The organism is Chryseobacterium sp. MYb7 (genome assembly GCF_002979455.1).
GTDB lineage: Bacteria > Bacteroidota > Bacteroidia > Flavobacteriales > Weeksellaceae > Chryseobacterium.
On sequence record NZ_PCOU01000026.1, the window covers coordinates 1 to 16,767 of the forward strand.

Sequence of the window (16,767 nt, forward strand, 5' to 3'; positions counted from 1 at the left end):
TAATCAATTAATTAAAATAATAATATTGAATATCTAAAAACAAAAAGTCGGAAGAAAAAATCTTCCGACCATGACTAGAAAAATTTCCTGTCTTTTTATTTTAATGATAAGTGATAAATAATGCAATGCTTGAATGTAACGCAGAGATTTAGTAACTACAGTTGTATTTTAGGGAGCAAAGATGGGAATCAACTTCATTGATTCTTTCTAAGCGAATGGATACCATCAGACCTTGTCGCTTTCTTAGCTCCCTTAAAAGTTTAACAGCAAGTACCTCACCTTTGCGTTAAATTAAACTATGATTATTGTTACAGGTAAATATTTTATAAATTTCAGATTTCCTGTATTTATTTAAAAATCCAATCTTGTGATTAATCTATTCTATTTTCTTCCCAAAAAAGTCTGTTTCACCGTGTAAGTGCCGGATTATTTTCTCAATATTCCGTTCGATGCTGGCTTCGGTTTTTAGATTATTGATATAACGGATCAGCTCATGCCTTCTTGAAGGAATTAGATTTTTGAAATTTTCTGTTGCCAAAGAACTTTCTTTGATGGCTTTTTCCAATTGAGGATGAATAGAAAGACTTCTGTCAGAATCATCATATTCCAGCACCACTTCAATAACTTCTCCGATTCTCTTTGGTGAATTTTTCAGCATCGTCAGGTTGATATACAGCCTCCATTCACCGAGGTATTTCATTAGGTTTTGCTTAAATTCTTTCCCATTCACCATTCCTTTTACAGCAATGGGACTTTTATTTCTCCCAGATTCATCAAAAATGTTTTCCAAAATTTCTTCCGGAATAAAAACAAAAGGATTGATTCCTATGATTTCTAATGTAGCTGTGAAACTGTTGTTTTTCATGGATGTCAAATTTAAAAGCTAGAAGCTAGAAGCTAGAAGCTAGAAGCTAGAAGCTAGAAGCTAGAAGCTAGAAGCTAGAAGCTAGAAGCTAGAAGCAAAAATAACTATTTGGTTTAAGATCAACATAAAATTATTTTTTTCATTCACTAAAACCCTCTCACTCACAAACTCTCCTACACTCAACCCCTCTTACCCTTAACTCTGTAACTCAAAATTCATATCTCAGAACCCAATTAATTCCCTATCTTTGTAACAATAAATCTATTTATCAAAATGAAATTTTTTATTGACACAGCTAATTTAGAGCAAATCAAAGAAGCCAGAGATCTTGGAATTTTAGATGGTGTAACTACCAATCCTTCATTAATGGCTAAAGAAGGTATTCAGGGAGCTGAAGCAATCAGAAACCACTACAAAACGATCTGCGAACTTGTAGACGGAGATATTTCTGCGGAAGTTCTTTCTACTACGTATGAAGAAATGATTAAGGAAGGAGACGAATTGGCTGCTATTCACCCAAATATCGTTGTAAAAATCCCAATGATCAAAGACGGTATCAAAGCTTTAAAATATTTTTCTGATAAAGGAATCAAAACGAACTGTACATTGATCTTCTCTCCGGGGCAGGCTCTTTTAGCAGCAAAAGCAGGAGCAAACTATGTTTCTCCATTCTTAGGAAGATTAGATGATATTTCTACAGACGGTCTGAATCTTATTCAGGAAATCAGATTGATTTTCGATAACTATATGTACGAAACTGAAATCTTGGCAGCTTCTATCCGTCACTCAATGCACATCATCGACTGTGCTAAAATTGGAGCAGATGTTATTACATCTCCACTTCCTCCGATCTTGAGCTTATTGAAGCACCCATTAACAGACAGCGGACTGGCTCAGTTTATTGCTGATTCTCAGAAATTAGCATAATCACTGACTCTTATTCAGATATAAAAAATCCCAAAACTTTGCTTCGGGATTTTTTGTTTTCCATCATCTGGAATTATATTCAGATTTAACTAATAGCTGGTATCCGAATCAAAAACAAAAAGAGCCATGAAAAAAAGTATTCTTCTATTGGCATTATTTTCTTTTGTTTTCGGATTCTCTCAAAACATTACTTTTTCAAAAGAAAAACTGGAGCAGCTTAATCAGTTTAATCTTGAAAATAAAAGCCGTGCTTTTATCATTTTTCAGGATGGAAAAATCATTAACGAACAATATTTTGGAACAAAAATTATAGACAAAGCGCCTTTTGATCAAAATTCCAATTGGTATTGGGCTTCTGCGGGGAAATCTCTCACGGCTGTTCTTATCGGAATTGCCCAACAGGAGAAATTATTAAACATCAACGATTCCGTATCAAAATATCTGGGAAAATGGACCGGAATGGATAAAAATTCTGAAGATAAAATCACGATCAGAACTCTTCTGACCATGACTTCCGGACTTGACTATTCCCAGGATCAAACCTGCAATTACAGAAACTGTTTTGCTATGAAAAATCCGGCAGGAAGCTTCTGGTATTATGATACCTCAGCTTATTCTCAGCTGGCAAAAGTAATCGAAAAAGCAAGTCATAAAAGTATTGATCAGTATACTTCTGAAAAGCTTTCAGGATCCGGTATTTCCGGAAAATGGATTCCTTATGAAAACGGCCTTGTATTTTCCAGTACGGCAAAGAGTTTTTTGCAATTCGGAAAGCTTGTTTTAAATAAAGGAAAATTAAATGATAAAGTTTATTATCAATACAACAGTTATTTTCAGCAGATGACAGACACTTCTCAGGAAGTTAATCCTTCCTATGGCTATTTGTGGTGGCTTAATGGGAAAAACAGTATAAGAGTTCCGGGATTTGAGCAGTCTTTCAATCAATCATTGGTTCCTGATGCTCCCAAAGATATGTTTTGTGCTTTGGGTAAAAACGGACAAATCCTTGATATTGTTCCCAGTAAGAATCTCATTATTATCAGAATGGGAGAAAACCCGAATGCATACAGCAATATGATAAAATTTCATAGAGAGCTCTGGAATAAGATTTTACAATAAACGTAAGGCAGCCTCAAGAGTTACATTATATTTCTCCTGAGACTGCCCTTTGCTTTTATGATAAAACAGATCTATTTTATCAGATCCAATTCAAGAATATTGTTTTGTCTTTTGATATTGGCCTTCGCTTTAGTTTCCTGATCTCTGCTTGCCTTTACCGGATCCAGCACTTTTCCTGAGCTGTCTCTCATTTCAACAATGGTTCCCTCCGCAAGCATTTGCTTCTGGCTCTTCATGGGATCCAGACGGTAATCGGTAAGCGCTTTTTTAAACTTCGCTTCATTGATTGTCACCAGAGGGTTATAACGTTCCTTATCTTTGGTACTTTTCCATTCATATCCAGACGAAAGTTTCTTGCTTCCTTTTAATTCGAATGAATGAGAATGGGTATTATCTTCCACTTTTACAATCAGCCCAGGAAGTCCATAAAATTTATACGGTCCATCCTGAATGGGAAGATCTGTTGTGAACCATGCCGTCCATTTTCTTCCGGCGAAATCACAAACTGCTTTCTGTGCATTAAACTCACCTATTTTTTCTTTTTCCGGCAGAATTTTCCAGTTTTGTTTTCTGTTTTCCTGAACCTGGTATTCGTCAGAACCTAGTGTAGTAAAGAAATTGGTAGAATAATCCGGGTACATTTTTTCAATATTGTAGCGTATTTTACCTTTAAATTTAAAATTTCCGAGATTAATATTCAGACTTTGGGTATCTTTTGCTACCATGGTCTGCATGGTGGAGTCTGACTGAAAGTAGTCTTTACTGTAAAATTTGGATCCTTTGGAAGCTACTTCAAGATACATGGTTTCTGTTTCCTGTTTATCTCTGGCGGTAGAGTCTGTGATAAATTTATACTCGTAGATAAATCTTTGATTCTGGGCATTAGCCATCACAGCCATTATCAAGCTGAATAGGATGATTACTTTTTTCATGGTTAGTTTATTATAGTTTTTAGTTTTTTTCTGTTATATTTTTCACAACCTTACAAGGGTTGCCCACTGCTACTACATGATCAGGAATATCTTTCGTTACCACACTTCCTGCTCCAATCACAGAATTATTTCCAATGGAAACACCTGGAAGCACAACCACATTTCCTCCCAACCATACGTTATTACCTACTTTGATTGAGTGTGCATATTCTAAACCTTCATTTCTCTGTTCTGCATCCAGCGGATGTCCTGCCGTATAAAAACTGCAGTTAGGACCAATGAATACGTTATCCCCAAACTCTACTTTAGCACAATCTAAAATAACAAGATTATGATTGGCGTAGAAATTCTCACCCACTTTTATATTATAGCCGTAATCACACCAGAAATTGGGTTCTATACAGATATTTTCTTTGATACTGCCCAAAATTCTTCGAAGGAGTTCGTATCTGTTTTCTGCATCAGAGTTTTTCAATCCGTTATACTCCTGACATAGATCTTTACACTGTATCCTCTCCTGAATCAATTCTTTGTCATAATTGGCATTGTATAAAAGTCCGGCTGCACATTTTTCCTTTTCTGTCATGAGATATAATGTTGATTATTGTTGCTTATTGCTTATTGCTTATTGCTTATTGCTTATTGCTTATTGCTTATTGCTTATTGAAAGATAAGAAATCTGTTTTGATAAACTTAGTTGACATTTATCATTAACCTCTGTACCAAAGATTTGTATTATCTAAAAAAACAAAAACAGGATGACACTCTTGCCATCCCGCTGATATTAGAAAATATATAATTTTACTTGAACAAATCCGGTTCTATTTTATTATTATTTTTTAATCGGTCTTCTTTTGCTCTTTTTTCCATGTTTCTATACACTTCATTCATGTCAATGCTTTTACCATCCTGATTTTTCATTTGCACTACAGCTCCTGTCGGAAGAGTGCTCATGCTCTGTTTCATGTCTTTTGTAGGATCCAGCAGATAATCTTTCCACGCTTTTTTAAACTGTTTTTTGCTGATCTCTATTTCTTTACCTCCAAAACCTATTCTGGTAAGACCGGGTATTTCAACATCTTCTTGCGATACGACTTCCGTTTTTTTGTTACCAATCAGAGTCATTATATGAGAGCCTGTGGTATCTTCAATTTTAACAATGAGTCCTGGCAGTCCATAGAATTTATAAGGTCCATCCTGAAATGGAATATCTGTTGTAAACCATGCAACCCAGCTTCGTCCTCCATAGTTGGTGGTTGCTTTCTGGGTATTATATTCTCCAATTTTCTGTTTTTCAGGAAGAATTTTCCATTCCGGTTTTTGATCTTCCGGCATTTTATAACTGGTATTCCCAATATTTTCTGAGAATGAAACACTGTAATCCGGATACTTTTTTGTAACCGTTGAGGAAATGGTCCCCGGTTTCATTTTTCTTTTGATATTAAAACTTCCCCCGAATCCACTTTTCATCTGCTTAGCAATATCTGCATTTGTTGCGGAATCTGCAACAAACTTTTCGCGACTGTAATATTTGGATCCGTTTTTATCAATGTCCAGAAACATTACATCACTTTTCACATCTGCTTTATTGGTAGAATCAGAGATATACTTGTAGTCATAAAAAAATCTGTTGATTTGAGCGTTGGCAAGCACCCCTAAAAATGCTAATATAATCAAATATTTTTTTCCCATAGTTTATTTAAATATTAGTAAAAAGGCTTCGCCAATCTGAAACTGACAAAGCCTGATGGAACTTTATTTCTTTGTCTCAATTCTTACTTCTCCCTGCTTAAGCTCACCTTTCTTCTGAGTATTGACATTCACTTTTGATATATTGCTTGTATCTAAGGAATTTACATCATCCTGAGAAACTTCTCTCCCATCAATATAATACTTGTATTTTACGTCATCAGTACCGGTTATTTTAAACTTCTTCACCCCATTCATTGCAATGTTTCCGTTGCCGTCTTTTTTGATAAAATCTGCATTCATTACAATAACTCCAGGTGAACCGCTGCTTACTTTAATAAAAGTACCATCTCTGAAACTAGCTGATCTTTTTTCGGCTTCTGCACGGGCTCTTTCAACATCTCTTCGGATTTTATCTCCGTCAATCCTGATTTTTTCGCTCATTACTCTTATTATTTCTCCTTCAGCTCTTGCTCTGTCGCCTTCCATTCGAGCCTTGTCTCCCTCTACTCTGGCTTTGGTTGCTTCGGCCAATGCTTTTTTAGCTTCAGCCATTGCTTTACTTATTTCTTCTTTCTCTTTAGCGCTTAAATCTTTATAATTAACGATTTTGTTTGTTTTAAAATACGTTATTTTCGGTTCTTTTGGCGCTTTAGGAGGTACAGGAATTTGCATTTTTCCTATTCTTTCAGCCTCTCTTTCCGCTTTTTTTGCTGCTCTTTCTATTTTACGGAGATCTTTTTTACTAAGAGGTTCCATATTTTCGAGCTCCTTCATCTGATTTTTCCATTCCGCAGAATTGAAATACTGATCAACTTCAACTTTTGAGGCTACCTCTCCTATCTCTGATGCCAGATTACTTATTTCTTCTATTTTATCACTGAAGAGACCACTTTCAGGATCTAAACCTTCCAGCTCTTTTTCTTTTTCTTTTATTTTCTTTTCAAGACCTGCAATTTTTGTATGTTCTTCAGGCGATACGGTTTTCAGTTCTGCAATTTTTTCCTGACCAGATTTTTCAGGTCTTATCGTATCTTTCTTGATTTCTGAAACTACTTTTTTTATAGAAAGATTTGTTTCTTCAATTTCTCTGTTTTTAGCATTTACCAGATAAGCAAAAGCTATAGAGAATACAACCGGTAATGCAAAAATTCTTCGCGCATATCCGAATTTGGTTTTTGGTTTTTGTAACATCTTAAGTCTCTTTTTAAGGTTTGAACTTAGAAACGGACTGGTAACAGGCAACTGTGTTCCGGAAAAGTGGCTTGCTAAAAGCATCTGCGCAAATGCTTTGGTGTCCGATTGTTTTACGGCTTTTTTATCAGCCAGATATTCATGGATTAAATTAATTTCTCTTTTAATGAGATGAAAGAACGGATTGAACCAGAAAACAGAGGTAATAATCTCGATAAAGATCTTATCAAAAGAATGTTTCTGTTCAATATGTACCATTTCATGCTTTAAAATCTGTTTTCCGATATCAGAATGCAGGGTAATTGTATTCTTCCAGAACAGGTTTTTAAAGTAAGAGAATGGAGCTTCGGTAAGGTCTGTACGGTAAAAATTGATCCCGTCAAAACTTTCTTTCTGAAATTGGTTTTTAAACTGCTGGATTTTGAAAATCCCATACAGCAGCTTTCCTAAAAAATAGAAAGAAACCAGTCCCAGAGCTGAAAAAATAATGTTAAAATAAAGGTTACCATTGTCTATGTTTTTTTCTGTGTTAAAATTCTGAATTTTGTCAAGAAGCATATACATATCATTATTTACCTCTATCGTAAAATCGTCTACTCTGATGAGTGGCAATAAAAGTGATATTACAATCGCTGCCAGCAGATAAAATCTGTTATAATGATGGAATGTCTTGTCTTTTAAAGACAACTGATAGTACAAAAACGTTACACCCGAACATAAAATAGTTTTCCCAAAGTATAAAAGTATTGCTTCCATAGGTCTTAGTCTTTCTTTTTGAGTTCATCTAATAACATCTCAAGATCTTCTACTGTCATTTCATTTTTTTCTACCAGAAATGAAACGGCACTTTTGTAAGAACCTTTAAAATAGTTTTTTACAAGGCTCTTAATCGTTTTCCCGGAGTACTGTTCTTTTGAAACCAAAGGAAAATACTCATGCTGTCTTCCATGTACATCATAATCTACAAACTCTTTATCCTTCAATACTTTTAAAATGGTAGAAACCGTATTGGTATGTGGTTTAGGTTCCGGAAAAAGATCAAGCACATCTTTTAAGAAGCCTTTTTCTAATTTCCATAAATACTGCATTACCTGTTCTTCTGCTTTGGTTAGAGTCTGAATTTTCATATTCTGTTCATTTATTAATTATAGTGATAAACAATCATCACATTCTATATCACTAATAAATTAGTTATACAAATGTAGAAATAAAAATGAATCAAACAACTATTTTTTTAGTGATAAACAATTCGAAAACACAACTTACTGAATATCAGTGAAATAAAAATAGTTAAAATTTATTAAATTTTTAATGAATAGAATTATTGGGTGTTTATTTTACACTAAAAACGTCTAATTATTCTTGGTCTTTAATCAATCGGAAAAAATCCTTGTCAAGGTTCATAACCTTGACAAGGATCAAAGACTAAAAAAATAATATTGCAAAAGGATTTATTGCCGTAAATTTGATATTCTGATATTTCCGAAGAATGATTTTGGCAAGAAATTAACCTCTAAAAGTCAAAATTGCAGGAAGACTGATCAGTAATTCAACATATAAATTAATAGTAAAATCTTTTTTAAATGAAAAAAATACTTTTTATCGGAATGGTGCTTATAGGGATTATAGGACTTTCATCATTTATTAAATCAGATGATTCTACAGGTCCGAAACCTGCAAAATCAATTTATGATTTTAAGATTGAATCCATAGACGGTGGAAAAATTAATTTCTCCGATTACAAAGGGAAATACATTCTTATTGTAAATACGGCATCCAAGTGCGGATATACTCCTCAATACAAAGGATTGGAGCAGCTTTACAAAGATTATGGTGACAAACTGGTTGTTGTAGGTTTCCCATCTGATAATTTTGCAGACCAGGAGTTTCATGACAATGTGGAAATCAAATCTTTTTGCGAAAAGAATTATGGCGTAACCTTTCCTCTTACCACTGCTGTGGATGTAAAAGGGGCAAAAATCACTCCGGTATTTGATTATCTTACCCACAAATCTCAAAATGGGGTAATGGATGCGAAAATAAGCTGGAATTTCAACAAGTTCCTGATCAGCCCCGAGGGAAAATTACTGGAATATTTTGATTCTAAAGTAGTTCCTGAAAGTGAAAAAATCACTCATTATTTTAAATAAATAATCCTTAGAAAACACTACTATTGTTATCATAGTAGTGTTTTTTTATTTATATGCCCTCATCCCTACTATTATTCTTAAACCATAATCGCCAAAGCAGAGAATAATATTCCACAAGGAAAAGCAAATCAGACAGATAAATTGAGTTTTATTAACATTTTTAAATTACAAAAATCACTTCAATAAAGACTCTAAACGCATCATCTATACAACAATGAATACGATACATTATAAATTTGTTAAAATTTATTAAATAAATATTAAAATGTATTTGTTTTAACTGGAAAAATATATTTATTTTAGTGCTTTAAAAATTTCTCATGAAAAGATATAATTTATTGATTGTACTATTACTGCTTATTTTCAATGTTACTACAGCGCAAAAGAAGGGTTCTCCTGCTGCCGATCTTAGCATATTAAAAGATACAAAATCAAAAATCGAAGCTACCGTTCCATTGGTTATCCAACATCTTCAGACGATTGCAACTAAAGAAGGAGATAACAATATTGTCAACAACGGAAAAATAGCAGTAGGTAAACAATACGGAATTTTAGAATCTGAATGGTATTTATACAGAAATAATATGAAAAACTGTATCCTGAACAATTCTTCCAAAAAAGCTAAGAAATGTATGGAATACCATAACAATATGTTCAGAGGTACAATGATCAACTACAACAATTATATTACCAATCTTACAAGAAAAAATGGATATCTGGGTGTTGAAGGAGATACAAAATTTGAATTTAAGCCTGCTGATATCGCAACAAAACTAGGTGAAGCTTACCTGAATGCAAACGAAGCTGCTGGAAGAATGAAAGCTGATCAGAAAAGAGACTTTTTAGGGCAGACGATGTCTGATGACAATAAGCTTACTTCTTATGCTCAACTGGCACAATAATATTTAAATCATATTAAAACATAAAAAAGAGAACTGCAATTGCGGTTCTCTTTTTTATTTAAAAGCAAAAAATCTCCGCCGGAAAAAGCAGTTTTGTGGTACTAATCATAAAACCCTTGGGGAAAAAGTAGAAAATTAGGCAGAGATTTTTTTGCATACACTCTACAGATCAACTGTCCTACCCATGATCTGTAAGAGCTTTACAAAAATAGAACTATCCCCTTCTGCAGGTTGAAAATATATGTAGAATTAAACGTGCACAACTGTAGAACTAATACTACTAAAAAGAAGCTGGAAGCATCCTGTTCCAGCCTCCAGCCTAAAAATCATCTGTCACTTTTCTGTCTATTTCCACCAGTAATAGTAATTATGAAGTCCATCATATTCAAATCCACAGCGTGGATATAATACATTTCCAATATCATTCGTTTTTTCGGTTTCCAGCATCAGTCCGCATGCTCCTGTTTCTTCACACCATTGTTTACTGCGGTCTATTAATGCTACAGAAAGTCCTTTTCCTCTGTAATCGGGATGAACAAACAGGTCACTTAGCAGCCATTGTTTTTGTAATTTAGTATAGTGAAAGAGCTTATAAAGTTGTACAAAGCCTACTGCTTTGCCATCAGCCACTGCAAGGAAAATATCCGATTCACTGTTTAAAAACCGTTCTTTAAGAAAAGCCTTTCCTTTTTCAATATCTGATTCCTGTCTGTAAAAAATACGGTAAAGGTTAAATAATTCTGCCGTTTCATCAAGATCCTCAAGGCTTGCTTTTTTAATACTGTAATTCATAGTTATGTATTTTAATTAACAGGGCAAAAGTAGCCTTAAACAGGACTGGTTTTATATTCCAGATTAGGATTATACAGGTAGTCCAATAGTTTTAATTCTTATCCCTATAAAATAAATACCGCATGTTCCGGATTTTATCATAATGAATATCTTCTGAATTTTGCAGTATTAAATCAAGACAATGAAAGATATCATCCAAAAAATTGAAAATACAGATTGGCAGCAACTTACGGAAACAATGCATAAAAACGGATACGCTGTAATTCCTAATCTGTTATCAGATAATGAATGTGAACAATTAAAATCCAACTACGACCATTCCGCTCTTTACCGAAAAACAGTGGTCATGGCCAGACATCGTTTTGGACTGGGTGAATATAAATATTTTAATTATCCGCTTCCTGAAATCATTCAGACCATACGAGCCAATATCTACCCGTATCTGGCTCCTATAGCCAATTTATGGTTCAACGCTTTACATATCGACACTCAATTTCCATTGGATCATCAGGAATTTTTACAGCAGTGTTATGTTAACGGACAGCAAAAAGCGACTGTCTTAATTTTAAAATATGCGGAAGGTGGTTTTAATACTTTGCATCAGGATTTGTATGGAGATATATACTTTCCTATCCAGATTGTGTTAATGCTCAGCGAGCCTGATCAGGATTTTGCAGGTGGAGAATTTATTCTTACCCAACAGATTCCCAGGGCACAATCAAAGGCTATTGTTTTAAAACCTAAAAAAGGGGATGTTCTTATTTTTACCACCCAATTTAAGCCTGAAAAAGGAACTAAAGGATATTACAGAGTGAATATGAAACATGGAGTGAGTGAGGTCAGAGAAGGCAGCCGCTATGCCTTAGGAATTATCTTCCATGATGCAATAAGTTAGTTATCGTAAATCATACATTACAATGATTCAGCATTCTCAAATATCAAGCGAAAATCTAAGGCGCAAAATTCACAATGGAGAAGTTCATTTTGGAGGAAATAAAAAATTAAAAATCTATGGATTATTAAGCTGTGGATCAGGTAAAAAAATGAAAAAAGAAAACAGGGTTTTCTTCAACAATGAAAAAGAAGCACTTGAAAATAAGTTCCGGCCTTGTGGGCATTGTATGAGAGAAGCTTATAAAAAATGGAAGGAATGTCTATATTAATTAAACACAAAGATTAAATAATTGATGTTAAACTTTTAAGGGAGCAAAGATGGAATCAACTTCATTGATTCTTTCTAAGCTAATGCATATCATACACCTTCATCATCTGCTTTCTTTCTTAATCCACATTATAAAAATGTGTATCTTAGTGCTATTCAAGCTTGAGATTGCTTCACTTTGTTCGCAATGACGGCCCATAAATAAAAAAAGAGAAGCAATAGTATTGCTTCTCTTTCGTTTAGTAGCGGGAACCGGACTCGAACCGATGACCTTCGGGTTATGAGCCCGACGAGCTACCTACTGCTCCATCCCGCGATATTGGATTGCAAAGGTACGAATATTTTTTACAAATCCTAATTTTTCTTTTAAATAAAGGACTTTTATGAAAACTATTTTATTATTTGTATCTTTGTTTTATGGCAAAAATATTAAAAATTTATCCAGACAACCCACAGGAAAATCTTGTGAATGAGGTTATTAAAACCCTTAATAATGGCGGGCTGATTATCTATCCTTCAGATACGATTTATGCGTTAGGCTGTAATATTTTTGATATAAAAGCCATGGAAAAGCTGGCACAGCTCAAAAAAATGAAGCTTGAGAAGTCAAAATTCTCGATTATCTGTAATGATCTCAGTCATCTTTCTGACTTTACAAGACCTATTGAAACTTCAGTTTTCAGATTTCTGAAAAGTCATCTTCCAGGACCATTTACCTTTATTCTTGATGCCAACAAAAGTTTACCATTAGCCTATAAAGGCCATAAAACAATCGGTATCCGTGTTCCTGACCACCCGATCCCACAACTTATTGTCGAAAAACTGGGACATCCTATTGCTTCCACTTCCATTAAGGATGATGATGAAATTATTGAATATTCTACCGACCCTGAACTTATTGCAGAAAAATATGATCATTTGGTAGATATTGTCATTGATTCCGGATATGGAGATAATGTGGCTTCCACTATTGTAGACCTTACTTCTGGAGAACCAGAGATTATTCGTCAGGGAAAAGGGATTATCTAGTTAAAAAATTCAAAGTTTAAGGTTTAGAATTCAACGTCTACGGTTGAGAGATTAGGTTATGGGGATTAATGGGAAATATTCTATAGGAATTTTACTCACTTTTGTGCTTTTGGCGGCTGCAATGCTTTACGCTTTTCCTATTGTTACAATAATAACGGGAGTGCGGGGGATTACAGAAACCAATTTTCTTCTTACCAGATTTATCATTTGGGGGATTTTCCTTATGGTATTTCTTTATAGTATTTTTATCGAAAAGGGTTCATTTTTATTAAAAAAAGAGACCCGGTATTCAATATTATTCTATATAAAAGCAGTGATCTGTCTCTATTTTATCTGTAGTATTGGTGGAGCATTATTGAATGTGATGATTCATCTTCTGTTTCAGGAAAAGATCAGTGACAAGCTTTTTGAACTCACACCTATTTTTAAAAACAATTATTTTTTACTTATTTTTACATGCTTTACGGCTGGAGCTGTGGAAGAATTCTTAATGAGGGGCTATATACAGCCCAGGATTGAAAAACTATACAATAGTTCCACTTTAGGAATTATTTTTTCTGCAGTTTTATTCGGAATTTTGCACAGCACTTACGGAACCATAGGTCAGGTTGTGATACCTTTCTTTATTGGAGTCGTTTTTGCTATGTTTTATAAAATTTATTCAAATATTAAAATCCTGATCATCTGTCATTTTCTGATTGATTTCATTTCTCTGATGGCTATGAATTTTATGGATATTAAACACTTATCTTTATTTTAGCATTATGAAAATTATAACATCACCTGCCAAATTAATGAACGTAGAAAACGCAACGGATCTGTTGAAATCTTCTACTCCAAAATTCATTGAAGACGCAGCATTGATACAGTCTTATTTAAAAGAAAAATCACCAAAATATCTTTCCGAACTGATGGAAATATCGCCTAAGCTGGCTGATGAAAACTGGGAAAGAAATCAAAAATGGAAATCCAAACCTACCGCAAAAGAATCGGCTCCGGCTATGTTTGCTTTTACAGGAGAGGTTTACAGAGGATTGGATGCCAAAACACTGGATAAAAATGCAGTAGATTATCTGCAGAAAAATTACAGAATGCTTTCCGGGCTTTATGGTCTGTTGAAGCCATCTGATAAAGTAATGCTTTACAGATTGGAAATGGGACGCCCTTTTGCGTTTGAACAGTACAAAAACCTGTATGAATTCTGGAGAGAAAAAATCACGGAACAACTGAATTCTGAAATGAAAAAAGGAGAAATCCTGCTTCACCTTGCCAGCAATGAGTATGGAAAAGTAATCGACAGAAAAAAACTCAACCACAAAGTAATTGATTTCGATTTCTACGAATTAAAAGATGGAAAACTGAAAACCATCGTAGTGTATACCAAGCATGCAAGAGGTCTTGTGGTGCGATTCTGTGCAGAAACCAATGCCAAAACACTGGAAGATGTAAAAGCGTTCAACTATGAAGGGTACAGAATTGATGAAGAAAAATCTACGGATACAAAACTGGTTTTTACAAGATAAATGACAATTTCAACATTTAAAAAATATTTCAAAACAGAACTTTCCGACCTTTATACTGAGTCGGAAAGCCTGTTTTTATCATCACTTTTCATTCATCAGATCGTAGGTTTTGACCATTTTCAGCAAAGAAGGTTTTCTGAACAGCAACTTCTGATTGATGATGAAGAAAAACTTTGTCAACTGGTTTCAGAACTTAAAACAGGAAGACCTTATCAGCAGATTCTTGGTGAAACAGAATTTTATGGAATGAAATTCTTTGTAGATGAAAATGTCCTGATTCCACGTCCTGAAACAGAAGAACTGTTGGAAATTGCTATTCGGGAAATTCAAAATTCAAAGTTTAATATTAAAAATATAAAGATTTTGGATATAGGAACCGGAAGCGGTGTGATTCCTTTGGTTTTAAAAAAGCATTTTCCGGAAGCCGAAGTTTCATCCATAGATTTCTCTGAGAAAGCGCTGGAAACTGCGAAAAGAAATGCAGATTATCATCAGTTGGAAATACAGTTCATTCATGCTGATTATCTTCATTTTGAGCCGATTGAAAATTATGACATCATTATTTCAAATCCACCGTATATTGCTATTGAGGAAGAGATTGAAATTGCCGATTCTGTGAAAGAATTTGAGCCTAAAACGGCCCTTTTCTCCCCTAATGCTGATGCTTTGATTTTTTACAGAAAAATAGCAGATGATGCTAAAAAACATTTGAATAAGGATGGTCTTTTGTTTCTAGAAATCAACCAGAAATTAGGTCCTGAGACCCTGGAGTTATACCAATATTTTTCTAACGCTCAATTATTGAAGGATTTATCTGAAAATGACAGGTTTATTTATGGAAGGAAATAAGTAATTTTGCTTTCATACACCTAACCTATGAAAACTTTAATATGGAATTCCCTCATTGGTATTTCACTGATTACACAACTGTTTTCCTGCAAACAGCATCCTAAGGATGTTGTGAGTAAATATTACAATAAAGGAGAATTCAATGGCTCTGTTCTGATCGTAAAAAATGGCCAGATTGTTTGTGATACAGTTTTGGGCTTCCGTAATATTGAAAAAGGGCTGAAAGCAGATAAAAATACTTCATTTTATATTGCATCCCTCAGTAAATCTTTCACTGCCACGGCGATTTTAATGTTAGAACAAAAAGGATTATTGAAACCTGATGACAAAGCCTCTCATTTCATTGCACTTCCTGATTACGCCCAAGATATCACTGTAAGGCAGCTTTTGCATCATACTTCGGGGATTAAGGATTACGAGAATTTATTTTCGAAAAAAGGATTGGCCAATGAGGAGGTGATAGATTGGCTGTTTCATCTTAAAAACCTGGATTTCATTCCGGATAGCCAGTTTAAGTATAGCAACAGCGGATATATCATTCTGTCCCAGATTATAGAAAAGCTTTCCGGAAAAACCTATTCTGCTTTTATCAACGGACATATTATCAGTCCTTTAAAAATGAACAATACCTATGTGTATGAACCAGATACCGTTATTCAAAATAAAGCGTTTGGATATAATAAACAGAAGAAACCTGATGATTATTCAATCTTAACGACTGGCGACGGTGGCATCTATTCTACTCCTGAAGATTTGTATAAATTTGATCAGGCGTTACGGAATAATACTCTGATCAGTAAAGAAAATACAGCTCTCATGTATACTCCATTCAAATTATCTGACGGTCAGATTTCCAACTATGGATTTGCGTGGTTTTTGGAGGATAAACATGGTGAAAAAACCGCTATGCATACTGGTGGGCTCAATGGGTTCAAAGCTTTATTCTGGAGAGACCTTCAGCATAACAGCTGTATTATAGCCCTTACCAATCAGGGAGATACATTTCCTTTAGACCATTTTTTACATGATATAAGAAAAACAATTCAATAACAAAATGACTATTCAATCTCACGAAATTAATTCTATAAAAATTGCGGAAGTTATTTCCGATGATATGATCATCCAATCTGTTCAGGACGGGCTGGATCTTATGGGAAATATTTATTATCAAGGTTTTGATAAAGTAATTCTTTACGAAAAAAATATTACGCCCGAATTCTTTGATTTAAAAACCAAAATTGCAGGAGAAATTCTTCAGAAATTCTCGAACTATCGTATCGGACTGGCTATTGTAGGAGATTTCAGCAAATACGAAAGCAAAAGTATGAAGGACTTTATTTTTGAAAGTAATAAAACAAAACATATCAATTTTGTAAGCACTCTGGAAGATGCGTTAAATAATTTTCCAAAATAGACTCTTTTTCAATTCTTTATAATAAAAAAGGGAAAATTTTTCTTCATTTTCCGTTATCAATACCTCTATAAAATCTATTTTTTAAGATTTCTTAATACAATACAAAGATTAGCATAATAAAAACAATCTCATTTATTTGTGAAATACGTAAAATTTTAAGCCAAAATATGTTAATTATTAAGGAAAATTTAGAATTAATTCTATAAACACCAGCCTATTG

The 16,767-nt window shown here is 34.0% G+C and carries 19 protein-coding genes and 1 tRNA gene; 12 read left to right on the plus strand and 8 right to left on the minus strand.

From position 1 onward, the window contains the following. Positions 1 to 376: 376 nt before the first annotated feature. Positions 377 to 865 carry a YdeI/OmpD-associated family protein gene (locus CQ046_RS18035; protein ID WP_105703617.1) on the minus strand — a complete coding sequence of 163 codons (489 nt, stop codon included), beginning with the start codon at positions 863 to 865 and terminating at the stop codon, positions 377 to 379. A 273-nt stretch (positions 866 to 1,138) separates the two neighbouring features. Between CQ046_RS18035 and fsa the strand changes: the two genes are divergently transcribed. After that, positions 1,139 to 1,792 (plus strand): fructose-6-phosphate aldolase, encoded by a 654-nt coding sequence (gene fsa, locus CQ046_RS18040; RefSeq protein ID WP_105703618.1) that lies wholly within the window; start codon positions 1,139 to 1,141, stop codon positions 1,790 to 1,792. 126 nt (positions 1,793 to 1,918) lie between these two features. After that, positions 1,919 to 2,911 (plus strand): serine hydrolase domain-containing protein, encoded by a 993-nt coding sequence (locus CQ046_RS18045; protein WP_105703619.1) that lies wholly within the window; start codon positions 1,919 to 1,921, stop codon positions 2,909 to 2,911. A gap of 71 nt (positions 2,912 to 2,982) precedes the next feature. Here CQ046_RS18045 and CQ046_RS18050 read toward each other — a convergent pair whose 3' ends face one another. From CQ046_RS18050 to CQ046_RS18070, 5 genes are all read right to left on the minus strand, one after another. Next, positions 2,983 to 3,843: a GLPGLI family protein gene (locus tag CQ046_RS18050; protein ID WP_105703620.1), complete on the minus strand. Its 861-nt coding sequence runs from the start codon at positions 3,841 to 3,843 to the stop codon at positions 2,983 to 2,985. Between the two features lie 19 nt (positions 3,844 to 3,862). Then, a complete protein-coding gene (locus CQ046_RS18055) occupies positions 3,863 to 4,429 on the minus strand; it encodes a sugar O-acetyltransferase (RefSeq protein ID WP_105703621.1) in 567 nt (188 codons plus the stop codon). A 215-nt stretch (positions 4,430 to 4,644) separates the two neighbouring features. Continuing rightward, positions 4,645 to 5,535 (minus strand): GLPGLI family protein, encoded by an 891-nt coding sequence (locus CQ046_RS18060; RefSeq protein ID WP_105703622.1) that lies wholly within the window; start codon positions 5,533 to 5,535, stop codon positions 4,645 to 4,647. 63 nt (positions 5,536 to 5,598) lie between these two features. Then, complete coding sequence (locus CQ046_RS18065) at positions 5,599 to 7,482, minus strand: M56 family metallopeptidase (RefSeq protein WP_105703623.1); 1,884 nt, start codon at positions 7,480 to 7,482, stop codon at positions 5,599 to 5,601. Between the two features lie 5 nt (positions 7,483 to 7,487). Then, a complete protein-coding gene (locus CQ046_RS18070) occupies positions 7,488 to 7,853 on the minus strand; it encodes a BlaI/MecI/CopY family transcriptional regulator (protein WP_105703624.1) in 366 nt (121 codons plus the stop codon). 456 nt (positions 7,854 to 8,309) lie between these two features. Between CQ046_RS18070 and CQ046_RS18075 the strand changes: the two genes are divergently transcribed. Together CQ046_RS18075 and CQ046_RS18080 are read left to right on the plus strand one after the other, a co-directional pair. Continuing rightward, complete coding sequence (locus CQ046_RS18075; RefSeq protein WP_105703625.1) at positions 8,310 to 8,876, plus strand: glutathione peroxidase; 567 nt, start codon at positions 8,310 to 8,312, stop codon at positions 8,874 to 8,876. A gap of 320 nt (positions 8,877 to 9,196) precedes the next feature. Beyond that, positions 9,197 to 9,778, plus strand: a complete 582-nt coding sequence (locus CQ046_RS18080; protein ID WP_105703626.1) for a hypothetical protein — start codon at positions 9,197 to 9,199, stop codon at positions 9,776 to 9,778. A 345-nt stretch (positions 9,779 to 10,123) separates the two neighbouring features. Here CQ046_RS18080 and CQ046_RS18085 read toward each other — a convergent pair whose 3' ends face one another. Then, positions 10,124 to 10,570: a GNAT family N-acetyltransferase gene (locus CQ046_RS18085; RefSeq protein ID WP_105703627.1), complete on the minus strand. Its 447-nt coding sequence runs from the start codon at positions 10,568 to 10,570 to the stop codon at positions 10,124 to 10,126. A gap of 181 nt (positions 10,571 to 10,751) precedes the next feature. On the opposite strand from CQ046_RS18085, the gene CQ046_RS18090 reads away from it, so the two are divergent. Further along, positions 10,752 to 11,465, plus strand: coding sequence for a 2OG-Fe(II) oxygenase (locus CQ046_RS18090; RefSeq protein WP_105703628.1), 714 nt, complete (start codon positions 10,752 to 10,754; stop codon positions 11,463 to 11,465). 22 nt (positions 11,466 to 11,487) lie between these two features. Then, positions 11,488 to 11,733: an Ada metal-binding domain-containing protein gene (locus CQ046_RS18095; RefSeq protein ID WP_105703629.1), complete on the plus strand. Its 246-nt coding sequence runs from the start codon at positions 11,488 to 11,490 to the stop codon at positions 11,731 to 11,733. A 242-nt stretch (positions 11,734 to 11,975) separates the two neighbouring features. Here CQ046_RS18095 and CQ046_RS18100 read toward each other — a convergent pair. Then, positions 11,976 to 12,048, minus strand: a tRNA-Met gene (locus tag CQ046_RS18100). A gap of 101 nt (positions 12,049 to 12,149) precedes the next feature. On the opposite strand from CQ046_RS18100, the gene CQ046_RS18105 reads away from it, so the two are divergent. From CQ046_RS18105 to CQ046_RS18130, 6 genes are read left to right on the plus strand one after another with little or no spacing between them, the layout of a single operon-like run. Further along, positions 12,150 to 12,761 carry an L-threonylcarbamoyladenylate synthase gene (locus tag CQ046_RS18105; protein WP_105703630.1) on the plus strand — a complete coding sequence of 204 codons (612 nt, stop codon included), beginning with the start codon at positions 12,150 to 12,152 and terminating at the stop codon, positions 12,759 to 12,761. 58 nt (positions 12,762 to 12,819) lie between these two features. Continuing rightward, complete coding sequence (locus tag CQ046_RS18110; RefSeq protein ID WP_105703631.1) at positions 12,820 to 13,521, plus strand: CPBP family intramembrane glutamic endopeptidase; 702 nt, start codon at positions 12,820 to 12,822, stop codon at positions 13,519 to 13,521. A gap of 4 nt (positions 13,522 to 13,525) precedes the next feature. Beyond that, positions 13,526 to 14,284, plus strand: coding sequence for a peroxide stress protein YaaA (gene yaaA, locus CQ046_RS18115; protein WP_105703632.1), 759 nt, complete (start codon positions 13,526 to 13,528; stop codon positions 14,282 to 14,284). After that, on the plus strand, positions 14,285 to 15,133 hold the full coding sequence (gene prmC / locus CQ046_RS18120) for a peptide chain release factor N(5)-glutamine methyltransferase (protein WP_105703633.1): 849 nt from the start codon (positions 14,285 to 14,287) through the stop codon (positions 15,131 to 15,133). A 27-nt stretch (positions 15,134 to 15,160) separates the two neighbouring features. Next, entirely contained in the window at positions 15,161 to 16,183 is a 1,023-nt protein-coding gene (locus CQ046_RS18125) for a serine hydrolase domain-containing protein (RefSeq protein WP_105703634.1), read from the plus strand. Positions 16,184 to 16,187: 4 nt separating this feature from the next. Beyond that, positions 16,188 to 16,547: a DUF4180 domain-containing protein gene (locus tag CQ046_RS18130; RefSeq protein WP_105703635.1), complete on the plus strand. Its 360-nt coding sequence runs from the start codon at positions 16,188 to 16,190 to the stop codon at positions 16,545 to 16,547. Positions 16,548 to 16,767 lie beyond the last annotated feature (220 nt).